Source organism: Streptomyces sp. NPDC050988, assembly GCF_044456225.1.
Classification (GTDB): domain Bacteria; phylum Actinomycetota; class Actinomycetes; order Streptomycetales; family Streptomycetaceae; genus Streptomyces.
Genome location: NZ_JBITFQ010000043.1, coordinates 16,233 through 29,591 on the forward strand (window position 1 = coordinate 16,233; position 13,359 = coordinate 29,591).

8 protein-coding genes are annotated in these 13,359 nt (G+C 71.2%); 2 read left to right on the forward strand and 6 right to left on the reverse strand.

All coding sequences use genetic code 11. From position 1 onward, the window contains the following. Positions 1-162: 162 nt before the first annotated feature. The 6 genes from ACIBEI_RS45755 to leuS all read right to left on the reverse strand — a co-directional run bounded on the left by ACIBEI_RS45755 (position 163) and on the right by leuS (position 9,852). Positions 163-984, reverse strand: coding sequence for an arylamine N-acetyltransferase (locus ACIBEI_RS45755; protein WP_398897102.1), 822 nt, complete (start codon positions 982-984; stop codon positions 163-165). A 4-nt stretch (positions 985-988) separates the two neighbouring features. Further along, positions 989-3,709: a ComEC/Rec2 family competence protein gene (locus tag ACIBEI_RS45760; RefSeq protein WP_398897104.1), complete on the reverse strand. Its 2,721-nt coding sequence runs from the start codon at positions 3,707-3,709 to the stop codon at positions 989-991. After that, positions 3,706-4,899, reverse strand: coding sequence for a helix-hairpin-helix domain-containing protein (locus ACIBEI_RS45765; RefSeq protein ID WP_398897106.1), 1,194 nt, complete (start codon positions 4,897-4,899; stop codon positions 3,706-3,708). Before ACIBEI_RS45765 ends, ACIBEI_RS45760 begins: the two co-directional genes overlap by 4 nt. A 131-nt stretch (positions 4,900-5,030) precedes the next feature. Continuing rightward, positions 5,031-5,876, reverse strand: coding sequence for a DegV family protein (locus ACIBEI_RS45770; RefSeq protein ID WP_398897107.1), 846 nt, complete (start codon positions 5,874-5,876; stop codon positions 5,031-5,033). 72 nt (positions 5,877-5,948) lie between these two features. Continuing rightward, the gene (locus ACIBEI_RS45775) at positions 5,949-6,815 is read right to left on the reverse strand and encodes a hypothetical protein (protein WP_398897109.1); all 867 of its coding nucleotides are present in this window, start codon (positions 6,813-6,815) and stop codon (positions 5,949-5,951) included. Between the two features lie 160 nt (positions 6,816-6,975). After that, a complete protein-coding gene (gene leuS / locus ACIBEI_RS45780) occupies positions 6,976-9,852 on the reverse strand; it encodes a leucine--tRNA ligase (RefSeq protein WP_398897111.1) in 2,877 nt (958 codons plus the stop codon). 416 nt (positions 9,853-10,268) lie between these two features. On the opposite strand from leuS, the gene ACIBEI_RS45785 reads away from it, so the two are divergent. Both ACIBEI_RS45785 and ACIBEI_RS45790 read left to right on the forward strand, forming a co-directional pair. Further along, positions 10,269-11,594: a cytochrome b/b6 domain-containing protein gene (locus ACIBEI_RS45785; protein WP_398897112.1), complete on the forward strand. Its 1,326-nt coding sequence runs from the start codon at positions 10,269-10,271 to the stop codon at positions 11,592-11,594. Next, entirely contained in the window at positions 11,594-13,216 is a 1,623-nt protein-coding gene (locus ACIBEI_RS45790; RefSeq protein WP_398897113.1) for an NADH-ubiquinone oxidoreductase-F iron-sulfur binding region domain-containing protein, read from the forward strand. Before ACIBEI_RS45785 ends, ACIBEI_RS45790 begins: the two co-directional genes overlap by 1 nt. Positions 13,217-13,359 lie beyond the last annotated feature (143 nt).

Below are 13,359 nucleotides of genomic sequence, written 5' to 3' on the forward strand. Positions count from 1 at the left end.
CGCGACACGAACGTTGTGAAATCACCGTTGCCGAGGAGGTATTCGACCACTGATGCGACTTTCGAGGCAACAGACGTCTACATCGCAGGAATCCAGCACATGTGCTGGGACTACGCACGAGTAGCCCGAATTGGCAGATCCGTCAATGTCTTTCCCTCAGGGCTAGCGATTCCTGACAACCGGGACGCGTTCCAGCTCGATCCCGAACCGTTCCCGATACGCCGTCAATACCTCCTCGTCCGTAGCCAGATCAGCCCCCTCCTTCCCTCCGTCGGGGTCCGTCACCGTGAGCGTGCGTCCGCTGAGCGTGATGCGCCCGCCGTCCTCGGTGAGCCGCGAGCAGACGAGCGACTGCGTGAAGTGCGATGCCGGCGAGGTGCTGTGCCACCAGGCTCCGGCCACACAGTCCCCGAGTACCCGCGGCCGGGTCTCCAGCCGGTACTGCGACCTGCCGTCCCGCACGACGTCCAGGTCCCCGAACCGCCTGTCGTTCCCCCGCACCCCCGCCGGATCCGCCCCGGCCACGATCACCCGGAACGCGCCGCCCGGATCCGTCTGCTCGCCCCGCTCCCCGAACGCCAGCGGATAGTGGCTGTTCGCCCCGAAGCCGACGTCGACGAGCCAGTCACCCCCGTCCACCGTCCGCACCCGCAACGCGAGATGGTCGAACGGAACCCCCAGTCGCCCCTCCTCCCCGTACACGCGAGCCGCGAGCAATGTCACATCGAAGCCCAGCGCTCCGAGCAACATCCCGAACGCCCCGTTCAGTTCGTAACAGAACCCGCCCCTCCGGGAACCCACCAGTTTGTCCAGCAGCCGCTCCTCCTCCAGCACGATCTCCTCGCCGAGATGGATCGACAGGTTCTCGAACGGCACCGTCATCAGATGCCGCAACTGGAGCTCACGCAGCACGTCGGCGGTGGGCCAGGCGGGGTGTGCGGCACCGATACGGCGGAGGTAGGCATCAGCCTGTGCGGGTTTCATGTACTCAGTCTCCCGCCACCAGCAGGCGCTCACCGCCGCCTGCCACGGCGACCGCCCCGTCCTCGTCCGTACGCAGCACCTCCGCACCCCCGGCTCGCAGCGCCGCCATCGTGCTCGGGGCCGGGTGTCCGTACGGGTTGTCGGTGCCGCAGGAGATGAGAGCGAGGCGCGGCGACACCCGGCGTATGAGGTCCGGATCCTGGTAGGCCGACCCGTGGTGGGCGACCTTCAGCACGTCCACATTTCCCAGGCCGGCGCCGGCCGGTGATCTCAGGAGTGCCTGCTGTGCGGGTGGTTCGAGGTCTCCGAGCATCAGCAGCGTCAGCCCCGCCGACCGTACGAGCAGGGTGACGCTCGCGTCGTTCGGGCCCTCGGGTGCCGGGGCCCGCTCCGGTGGCGGCCACAGGACCTGCCAGTCGAGCGCACCCGTGCGACGCCGCTCCCCCGCCACCGCCCGTGTCACCGGGATCCGCCGGGCCGCCGCCTGCCGGTGGACGGACTCCGCCTGGTCCAGCGGCTCTTCGAAGCCCGTCGTCTCGATCGCGCCCACCGATCGCCCGCGCAGCACGCCCGGCAGCCCGGCGACGTGGTCCGCATGGAAGTGGGTCAGCACGACGAGCGGGATCCGTGTGATGCCGAGCGCGCGCAGGCACCGGTCGGCCAGCGTCGGGTCCGGTCCCGCGTCGACCACGACACCGGTGCCGTCGCCCGCCGCCAACACCATCGCGTCTCCTTGTCCCACGTCACACATCGCGAACCGCCAGCCGGGCGGCGGCCACCCCGTGATGACCCGGGTGAGAGGAGGCGGCTGCACCATCACCAGCAGGAGCAGCACTCCGCAGGCAGCGCTGAGCCAGGGGTGTCTCAGGAGTCTGCGGCCGACCAGCACGACAACGGTGATCACCAGGGCGAGCAGCAGCGCGCCCGTCCAACTGCCCGGCCAGTCCACTCCTCCACCCGGCAGCGCGGCCCCCGCACGAGCGATGTCCGCGATCCATCCGGCGGGCCAACTCGCGCACCACGCCAGTGCCTTGGCGACCGGCATCGCCCAGGGAGCCGTGGCCAGGGTCGCGAAGCCCAGCACCGTGGCCGGCGCGACCGCGAACTCCACCAGCAGATTGCACGGCACCGCCACCAGGCTCACCCGCGCCGAGAGGACGGCGACCACCGGTGCGCACACCGCCTGTGCTGCCCCCGCGGCCGCCAACGCCTCGGCCAACCGCGGCGGCACCCCACGCCTCCGCAGCGCGGAACTCCATCTCGGGGCCAGCGTGAGCAGGGCGCCGGTGGCGAGCACGGAGAGCAGGAACCCATAACTCCGTGCCAGCCAGGGGTCGTACAGCACCAGCAGCAGAACCGCCGTGGCCAGCGCCGGGATCAGTGACCGCCGGCGGCCGGTCGCGATGGCCAGCAGCGCGATCGATCCGCAGGCCGCGGCTCGCAGCACGCTCGGGTCCGGCCGGCACACGATGACGAAGCCGAGCGTGAGCACCCCGCCAGCCAGGGCGGTCGCCCGCAGGGGGATGCCGAGCCGCGGTGCCAGCCCTCGGCGCTCCGCCTGCTGGGCGCGACCGGGTGGCCCGATGAGCAGGGCCAGCAGGATCGTGAAGTTGGCCCCGCTCACGGCCAGGATGTGTGTGAGATCCGTCGCCTTGAACGCCTCGTCCAGCTCCGGCGTGATCCGTGACGTGTCCCCCACCACCAGGCCCGGCAACAGCGCCCGGGCGTCCGGCTCCAGCCCCTCGGTCGCCGCGCGCAGCCCGCCTCGCAGCTCTCCGGCGAACCGCTGCGTGTCCGACGGCTGCCCGACCACTCGTGGCGGGCCGCTGCCGCGCACGCGCAGCACCGCCGCGATCCGGTCACCGTCTCCGAGCGGGGGCACGACCCGCGCCGTCACACGCACCTTCGTGGAGGGCAGGAGGGAGAGCCAGGGCGAGCCCTGCCGCTCACGGGCCACCCGCGCACCCGCGTCCACGATCAGCAACACCGGCGTTCGTGTCTCCGCCACCGTCCCGCCCGGCATCTCGACCTTCCTGACCTCGGCGTTGAGCAGGATGGCGGTCGGAGCCGCGTGATTGCCCTTGATCCGCGGACGCGTCAGCCGTGGATCCGAGGTGACCTCCGCCTCGGCGGTCACCTGGGCGTACTGCCGCGCCAGCTCGGGGACGGGGCCCCGCCGCAGATCCGCGCCGTGCAGACCGCCCGAGGCGGCCGCCGCCGCGACACAGAGCAACACGGCGGCGACGGAGACCTTCGGCCACGAACGCCATCCACCTCGCCGCGAACTGCCCTGCGGCACACCGCCCGGCTCCGGCTCCGGCTCCGGCTCCGGCTCCGGCTCCGGCTCCGGCTCCGGCCGATGATGCGGCCGCGACTCACCGCTCACGCGGCTTCGGCTGGTGGCCAAGAATCCACCGGCCACGACCAAGCAGACGATCACCACGCCGGTGACCCACCCCGGCGGTGCGTCCAGCGCCAACGCCGCCGTCGCCCACGCGGCCAGCGCCGGCGGCACCAACCGCAGATCCGTCGGCCCCTCTTGGTGAGGGTGCGCGGCACCGAGCGGATTGCCGGACGTCGCGTGTACGCCCGGGCGCCGGTCGTCGGACCGCTGAGCGCCGTTCGGCACGCCGGGCGCCGGGAAAGCCCGCCTCGCTCCCGGCCCCGGCCCCGGCCCCGGCCCCGGCCCCGGCCCCGGCGGACCGTACGTCTCCGGGCTCCTCATGGCCGTACGAGATTCTGCAGATCGGCGAACCGGCGGTCGCCGATTCCGTTCACCTCACGGAGTTCGTCGACCGAGCGGAAGCCGCCGTGCTGGGTGCGGTAGTCGATGATGTGCTGGGCGAGCACGGGGCCGACGCCGGGCAGAGTGTCCAGCTGTTCCAAAGTGGCCGTGTTGAGGCCGACCGGAGCGGCGGCAGCCCCCGCGGCGGCTCCACCGGCGCCCGCCGCACCCGGACCACCCGCCGCACCCGGCCCGGCGACAGCCGGAGGCGCTCCGACCAGTACCTGCTCACCGTCCACGAGCAGCCGCGCCCGGTTGAGTCCCTCGGTGTCCGTGCCGGGACGCACCCCGCCGGCCGCCCGGAGGGCATCGGCCACCCGAGAACCGGCCGGCAACCGCTGAATACCCGGCTCCCGCACCTTGCCGCTGACATCCACCACGATGACGGCACCGGCACCGGCACCGGCACCGGCTCCGGCACTGGCCGCACCAGCCGTTCCGGCCACGCCCACAGGATCCCGCGCGGCGGCGGACGATCCCGCCGCCGCCTGCCCGCCCTCGCCCTCTCCCCCGTACGAACCCACGGCCCGCACCACTTCAGGTGCCCTCACCGGCTGGGTCCGCCCCGACCAGAAGTGCTGCGCGGCGAAGACAGCCGCGACCACGAGGACCACCGTGAGCGCGACCACGCTCCTCCGCTCCAGCCCGCACCTGGACTGCAGCCACAAGGGCATCCGCTCCCGGACGGCGAGCCCGGTCCGCTCCCGCCACAGGGCCCCGGCCGCAACCCCAGCCCCAGCCCCGGCCGCAACCCCAGACCTGCCCGTAACCCCAGACTCCGCCTCGCCCTCAGATCCAGCCTCGAACTCGGGCCCCGTCCGTCCCCGGCCCCCCGCCCGTGCATCGGTCTCAACACCGGCGACTACACCACCACCACCGTCCCGGCTCCACCCCTCCCGCCCAGACACCACCGGCGGACCATGCCTCAACTCCCCACGCACTCTCGTCCGTTCGGCGAAGAGTGTCTCCGCGCGCAGGCGCAGCGCCTCCGCGGAGGCCTCTCGGCGCCGGGACCTGCCGCGATGGCCGCGATATCGGTGACGGCGGTGTCGCATGCGGCTGTCGGAGACCGGGCCCCGGCCCGGCCCGCTGGTTGCTGTCGCTGTCCGTGAAGGTGATCGAAGTGCCATGCGACGAGAATCGGGCACAACCGCCGAACCGCGATGATCTTGCTCAATTCCCGGGGATTACCGCCCAGTTGTGGATAACTCCGTCACCCACACGAGTCAGTCCAACCTCATCGAACCGAGGCGATCCGACCTCACCGAGGAGAAACAACCGCCCCAAGCAGCCCGGGCCCGGTGTGCGCCCCGATCACCGCCCCGACCTCGCTCACATGCAGGTCGGCCAGCCCCGGCACCCGAACCCGCAGCCGCTCCGCGAGCGCCGCCGCCCGCTCGGGCGCGGCGAGATGGTGGACCGCGATGTCGACCTGCGCGCCGCCCGCCCGCTCGGCCACGATCTCCTCCAGGCGGGCGATCGCCCTGCCCGCGGTCCGCACCTTCTCCAGGAGCTCGATGCGTCCGCCGTCCAGTTGCAGCAGCGGTTTCACGGCCAGCGCCGACCCGAGCAGCGCCTGCGCCGCCCCGATCCGGCCGCCCCGGCGCAGATAGTCGAGGGTGTCGACGTAGAAGTACGCGTACGTACCCGCGGCCCGCTTCTCCGCCGCGGTGACCGCCTCGTCGACCGTGCCGCCCGCCTCGGCGGACTCGGCCGCGGCCAGCGCGCAGAAGCCGAGGGCCATGGCGACCATTCCGGTGTCCACCACCCGCACCGGCACCGACGCCTCGCGCGCGGCGAGGACGGCCGCGTCGTACGTGCCCGAGAACTCCGCGGACAGGTGCAGCGAGACGATGCCGGTCGCGCCGGACTCGGCGACCCTGCGGTAGGTCTCGGCGAACACCTCGGGGCTGGGCCGGGAAGTGGTGACGGACCGTCGCTTCTGCAGCGCCTGGGCCAGTGAGCGGGCCGAGATCTCGGTGCCCTCTTCGAGTGCCTGGTCGCCGAGGACCACGGTCAGGGGCACCGCGGTGATGCCGTGGCGCTCCATCGTCCGTGGCGGCAGGTAGGCCGTTGAATCGGTGACGATCGCGACATGGCGGGACATGAGCTGGAGGTTACCTGTCAGTGAGCGTGGGTGGCAGTCCGCCCCCTCCCACCTGCGGTCGGGCAGGCGGGATCAAGTCGTGCTCTCGGGGCGGGGCTTCTTCTCCCAAGGGTAGGCCTGTCGCTGCACGGGCGGGTCGATCGCGGCCCGGGTGGGCTCCTCGGCCCTGCGCGACTCGGGGTTCTCCGGCCAGGTCTGCTGATCCGCGGGGACGGGAGGCGCCTCGGGCCACGAAGCCGGGGGCGGCGTCTGTCCCGCAGCCGGCTCCGGGGCCCGCGTGGACGCCGCACCGGGCATCCCCGCTGACGGGCCGGGCGCCCCTACGGACGGACCGGACGACCCCGCCGAAGAGGGATCCGAAGACGGATCCGATGACGTCCCCGTGGAAGCCGGCTCCGTCGTCCAGTGCCGCAGCGCGCCCGCCTCCATGTCGATCTGAGTGCTCAGCGAGTCCAGGTCGTCGTCACCGAAACGCTGGGCACGGTCGCGGGCCGCCCAGCGCAGGGCGTCCGCCGACTTCGTTATCTGCTCCGTGCGCTGCCTCAGCGAGGGAAGACGCTCGGTGAGGCGGTTCCTGTCCGGCTCGCGCTCCAGTCGCTTCAGCTCGCCGTCCAGCTCGTGGCCATGGGCGCTGAGCCGCTCGAAGAGTGCCAGGGACTCCTTCAGCGACTCGTCCTCCGTCACGCCCGCGTGCAGCGCGTCCTGGGTGGCACGCATCGATGTACGCAAGGAGAGGCGCAGTTGGGCGATCTCGCCCTGGGGGCCCGGCTGGGCGAAGGTCTTCGCCCTGAGCGTGGAGTCCTCCACCGTGCGGCGGGCCTGTGCGACGGTGCGGTCCACGCCGCGCTTGGCCGCGCCGACCACTTTCACCGTGGCATACGCGCCCAGCGCCACGAACAGCAAGAAGATCAGCGCCACGACTACGCCCACGGCTTCCATGACGATCCTCTCGGGTGCTGCTTCCAGTGCCCGGCGGTGCCGGCCGGCTCTTCCACGGTAAACGGAAAAGGCAGGCCGAGGGTTCCAGCGGAACCCCCAACCTGCCCGTAGGGGACTACCCCGACAAGGGGAACTACCCCCGGCCCGCTCGGGCCACCGTCTACGCGGGAACGATGTTCACCAGCTTCGGCGCCCGCACGATCACCTTGCGGATCCCCGCCCCGTCCAGCGCGGCGACGACCTTCTCGTCGCTCAGCGCCACCTTCTCCAGCTCCTCGTCCGAGATCGACGGGGAGACCTCCAGGCGCGCCTTGACCTTGCCCTTGATCTGCACGACGCAGGTCACCATCTCGTCCACGACGTACGCCGGGTCGGCGACCGGGAAGTCCCGGTGCACGACGGAGTCGGTGTGGCCCAGCTTTCGCCACAGCTCCTCGGCGATGTGCGGGGCCAGCGGCGCGACCAGCAGCACCAGCGACTCGGCGACCGTGCGCGAGACGGGACCGCCCACCTTGGTCAGGTGGTTGTTCAGCTCGGTGACCTTGGCGATGGCGGTGTTGAAGCGCATGCCCTCCAGGTCCTGGCGCACGCCGTCGATCGCCTTGTGCAGGGCGCGCAGCGCCTGCTCGTCCGGCTCGGTGTCGACGACCGTGACCTCGCCCGTCGCCTCGTCGACGACGTTGCGCCACAGCCGCTGCAGCAGCCGGAACTGGCCCACCACCGCGCGCGTGTCCCACGGCCGCGACACGTCCAGGGGGCCCATCGCCATCTCGTACAGACGCAGCGTGTCCGCCCCGTACTCGGCGCAGATCTCGTCCGGAGTGACCGCGTTCTTCAGGGACTTGCCCATCTTGCCCAGCAGCCGGGAGACCTTCTCGCCCTGGTAGAAGTAGGCGCCGTCGCGCTCCTCCACCTCGGCGGCCGGTACGGCGATGCCACGGCTGTCGCGGTACACGTAGGCCTGGATCATGCCCTGGTTGAACAGCTTGTGGAACGGCTCGACCGAGGAGACGTGCCCCAGGTCGAACAGCACCTTGGACCAGAAGCGCGCGTACAGCAGGTGCAGCACGGCGTGCTCGGCGCCGCCGACGTACAGGTCGACGCCGCCGTGCGGCTGGCCCTCGCGCGGGCCCATCCAGTACTGCTCGATCTCCGGGTCGACCAGCTTCTCGGAGTTGTGCGGGTCCAGGTAGCGCAGCTCGTACCAGCAGGAACCGGCCCAGTTGGGCATGGTGTTGGTCTCGCGGCGGTACGGGCGCGGGCCGCGTCCGTCACCCAGGTCCAGGGTGACGTTCACCCAGTCCTCGTTGCGCGACAGCGGGGTCTCCGGGGACGTGTTCGCGTCGTCCGGGTCGAAGGTGCGCGGCGAGTAGTCCTCGACCTCGGGCAGCTCCAGGGGCAGCATCGACTCGGGCAGCGGGTGGGCGATGCCGTCCTCGTCGTAGACGATCGGGAAGGGCTCGCCCCAGTAGCGCTGGCGGCTGAACAGCCAGTCGCGCAGCCGGAAGTTGACGGTGCCGTGGCCGATGCCCTTGCGCTCCATCCACTCGGTGATGCGCGCCTTGGCATCGGCAACGGCCATGCCGTCCAGCGAGATGTCGTCGTTGGCGGAGTTGATGATCTTCGCGTCGTACGCCCCGAAGGCGTTCTCCCACGTCGACGTGTCGGTGCCGCGCCCGTCGGTCGGCTCGACGATGCAGTGGATCGGCAGCTCGAAGGCGCGCGCGAACTCGAAGTCGCGCTGGTCGCCCGCCGGTACGGCCATGATCGCGCCGGTGCCGTAGCCCATCAGGACGTAGTCGGCGATGAAGACGGGGATCTGCTCGCCGTTGACCGGGTTGGTCGCGTAAGTGCCGATGAAGACGCCGGTCTTGTCCTTGGCCTCGGCCTGCCGCTCCACGTCGGACTTGGAGGCGGCCTGCGCGCGGTAGGCGGCGACGGCCTCGGCGGGGGTGGCGTGACCGCCCGTCCAGACGTCGTGGGTGCCCTCGGGCCAGGTGCCCGGGGTGAACTTCTCGACCAGCGGGTGCTCGGGCGCCAGGACCATGTAGCTGGCGCCGAACAGGGTGTCCGGGCGGGTGGTGAAGACCGTGATGGCCTCGCCGTCCACGGGGAAGTCGACGCGGGCGCCCTCGGAGCGGCCGATCCAGTTGCGCTGCTGCAGCTTGATGGCCTCGGGCCAGTCCAGTGCGTCCAGGTCGTCCAGCAGCCGGTCGGCGTACGCGGTGATCCGCATGTTCCACTGGCGCAGCTTGGCCTTGAAGACGGGGAAGTTGCCGCGCTCGGAGCGGCCGTCGGCGGTGACCTCCTCGTTGGCCAGGACGGTGCCCAGCCCGGGGCACCAGTTGACGGGCGCGTCGGAGGCGTACGCCAGGCGGTACTCGCTCAGGATGTCGGCGCGCTCGACCTCGGTCAGCTCGCTCCAGGAGCGTCCACCGGGTACGGCGCGCTCACCGGTCTGGAACTGTGCGACCAGTTCGGCGATCGGGCGGGCCTTGTCGGCCTCGTCGTCGTACCAGGAGTTGAAGATCTGCAGGAAGATCCACTGGGTCCACTTGTAGTAGTCCGGGTCGATCGTCGCGAACGACCGGCGCCTGTCGTGGCCCAGGCCCAGCCGGCGCAGCTGGATCTTCATGTTCTCGATGTTGGCCTCGGTGGACACCCGCGGGTGCGTGCCGGTCTGTACGGCGTACTGCTCGGCGGGCAGGCCGAAGGCGTCGAAGCCCAGGGTGTGCAGGACGTTGTGGCCGGTCATGCGCTGGTACCGGGCGAATACATCGGTGGCGATGTAGCCCAGGGGGTGACCGACGTGCAGGCCCGCACCGGAGGGGTACGGGAACATGTCCATGATGAACTTCTTGGGCTTGGCGACCAGCGAGGGGTCTCCGGCCAGGTCGCCCTTCGGGTTGGGCGCCTCGTACGTGCCGTCGGCGTCCCAGAAGTCCTGCCAGCGTGCCTCGATCTGCTCGGCCATGGCGGCCGTGTAGCGGTGCGGCGCGGCCACCTCGGAGGCGGCAGCGTTGTTCGTCTCGCTCATGATCCTCAAAGCTCCATCGATCGTCTCTGCCAGCGGCTCAGGAAATGAAAAAACCCCTCGCACAGGAGGGGGCGCCGCGCCGATGCCGGTCGCGGTTTTCCGGCGACCGGGATTGATCAGCGCGGCTCACTAAGCAGAAGGCGTACGGCACGCATGGCGTCAGGGTACCGCAGCGACCGAGCGGACCGCGACGCGCTTTCGGCTACGCTGCGGCACTGCGTGTCACGTCCGCACCAGGTCGACAGAAGCTGAACGAAAGTCAAAAGTTACTTCGCGTAAGGGCCTCTAAGGGACATCACAACTCCCTCACCGCCCTTTGATAACAGCGCAATAACTCAAACCTCGTACCCATCGGTATGGCTCGACCTAGAGTGCGGCAGCGGGACCGCTTTCCCGAACTGTTCGGAGTTGCCCCCATGAACTCTCGCCGCAACAACAGCACGCTCACCCAGCCGAGCCGATCGGTCCGGGGCGGAGTGACGGCTGCCGCTTTGCTGCTGATACCCCTCGTCGTAGTGCTCGGAGGTGACGGATTCCGCGAATTCCTCAACTTCGGAGCGGGTGTTCTGTCGCTCGTGTCCCTCACCCTCTCGGTGCTCTGGGGGCTCGTCGCGACCGACCGGGTCTTCCTCAACACGCGCCAGAGGCTGATAGCCCAGGCCGTGCACAGGAGCACGGCGGTGGCCTCGGTCGGCTTCCTGCTGCTGCACATCTCGGTCAAACTCGTGCTCGACCACACCTCGGCGATCGCGGTCGTGATCCCCTTCGGCCTCGGTGTCACCGGCACCAACGGGCTCATCGGTTTCGGCACCCTGGCCGGCCTCCTGATGGTCGCCACGGCCCTCACCGGCGCGCTGCGCAGCGCCTTCTCGTCCCCCGTGCAGGTCGCCGGCCGCTGGCGCGCGGTGCACATGCTGGCCTACCCCGCCTGGTGCTCGGCCCTGATCCACGGCCTCTTCGCCGGGCGCGAGGCGAAGCCGGTCTTCGTGATCCTGTACAGCCTGGCCCTGGTCGCCGTCATGGGCGCACTGCTCCTGCGGTCGGCCCCCCTGTCGTTCAAGCGGAAGGTCGCCAGGCGCGTCCTGTCCCTGCTGGACAGCGGCAACCGGTCCTACCGTGAAGAGCCCGCGGCACGCCGTGCCGCGGACGCCTCGCTGCCCGGCGGCGGCGGTCGGCCCGGCTTCCCGGACATGGCGGTTCCCTCGCAGCGGACGTCGTCCCCGTCCGCCTCGTTCGAGTCGCCGCAGCGCTCCGCCCTCCAGGACTCGGCGTCCTTCACGGACACCGGATCCCTCACGGACACCGGCGGCTTCGCGGCCGCCTACCGGGCCGTCAACACCCCCCGCGCACAGGACCCGATGACGCCCAGCCCCACCCAGAGCATGCAGATGCCGATGGACATGCAGGCCACGGAGGCGATGCCGCGCGTCGACGGCAACACCGGGCCCCGCTGGCCGACCCCGTCCCCGCCGCTCTACGAGGCCCCGCCGCGCCCCGCCGGGACACCGACGTACGACACCGGGACGATCCCCACATACGACGCGAACAACGTGTACGACACCGGCGCCGTCCCCACGTACGGCACAAGTGATGTGTACGACACCGGTGAGACGAACGACCCCCTCGGTACGTACAACCCGAACGACACGTACAACAGCGGTCCCGCCACTGAAACGCTGCCCGGTTCCTACGAGGCACCAAGCAACGGCGAACCCTGGAACGCGCCTTCCGGAGGCTTTTAGTGAACGAGGCCCTTCCCGACGTCCCCGAAGTCCGAGTGGTGGGCCTTCCCCAGCTCACCTCCGGTTTCGATCTCGTCGAGAGACTCGACCTGCCCATGCACCTGAAGGTGCACGGGCCTCTCGAGCCGATGGGCGGTGAGCAGCTCGCGCAGCTCTCCGAGCGCATCAACCTGAAGGGCCGCGGCGGCGCGGGCTTCCCGTTCCACAAGAAACTGCGGTCGGTCGCCGAGGCGGCGATCCGCCGCGGTGTACGTCCCGTGGTCGTCGTCAACGGAAGCGAGGACGAGCCCGCCTGCCGCAAGGACACGGTCATGATCAACCGTGCCCCGCACCTGATCCTGGACGGCGCCCTGCTGGTCGCCGAGGCGCTGGGCGCACGCACTCTGGTCGTCGGGGTGACACGTGAGTCCACGCAGCGGTCGATGGAGGCGGCGCTTTCCGAGCGCGGGCTGACCAACCGCCGCGGAGCGACCATCCGCGCGCGCGTGCAGCGCAACCCGGTGCGCATGGTGACCGGAGCGGCGGCCTCGCTCGTCCGCTCCATCGACGGCGGTCCCGCGATCCCGCCCGGCCGCAAGACCAGCGCCTCGCAGAACGGCGTCGGCGGCGCGCCCACCCTGCTGTCGAACGCCGAGACGTTCGCCCAGCTGGCGATCGCCGCGCGCATCGGCGCCGAGCGCTACGGCAACACGGGCCTGTACGACGAGCCCGGCACGGTCATGCTCACCGTCTCGGGAGCGGTCGCCCGCCCGATGGTGATCGAGGCCCCCACGGGCGTACCGCTGAGGTACATCCTGCAGCTGGCCGGCGCCCCGCCGGTCCCGCAGGGCGTGCTGACCGGCGGGTACCACGGCAAGTGGCTGGACTCCGCGACGGTCAACGAGGCGATCGTGTCGCGCAACTCCCTGGACGCGGTGGGCGGTGCACTCGGCGCGGGCGCGATCCTGCCGATCAGCACGGCGACCTGCCCGCTGGGCGAGTCGCTGCGGGTGGCGCAGTGGCTGGCGGAGGAGAGCGCGGGACAGTGCGGTCCCTGCTACCTCGGACTGCCCGCCGCGGCGCGCGGCATGGAGGACATCCTCAACGGCGGCGGCCCCGCCGCCCTGGAGGCGCTCAAGCAGGTCGCCAACGCCGTGAAGCGACGCGGCGCGTGCTCGCACCCGGACGGCTCCGCGATGTTCCTCGAGTCGACCATCAAGGCGTTCACGGACGACCTGGCCGCGCATGTCCTCGGCAACGGCTGCGGACGGCCCGTGGAGGGCGTTCTGCCGCTCTTCGAGGGCGGCCAGCAGCCCACCGGCATCCCGGGCGGCCAGCCGGAGCAGGAGCAGGGTCCCAGCCGCCAGAAGATCTACGTCGACTGGACGCTGTGCCGCGGGCACGGCCTGTGCGCGGACATCCTCCCGGAGGTCTTCCAGCTGGGCGCCGACGGCTTCCCGACCGTCGCGCAGGCGGGCGTGCCCCGGTACGCGGAGGCGAAGGCGCTGCGCGCCGTACGCCGCTGCCCGGCGCTCGCGCTGCGCCTCGAGGAGGACACCCGCGGAGCGGCTCCCCGCCAGAACCTCCCCGCCGTACGCGAGGGCGGTGGCGGCGGCCGCCGGGCCCTGGGCCGCGGCCGCTGACGCGAAAGGCGGGCCTCTGGAGCACAGGTGGCCCGCCTCTTGCCCCAACTCCGGTGCGCCCGGCCGGGGGTGTGGGTGGCGAAGCCCCCGCAACGCGCGGCACAGCCGCGCAGAAACAACAAACGCAGCCGCGCAGAAACGAC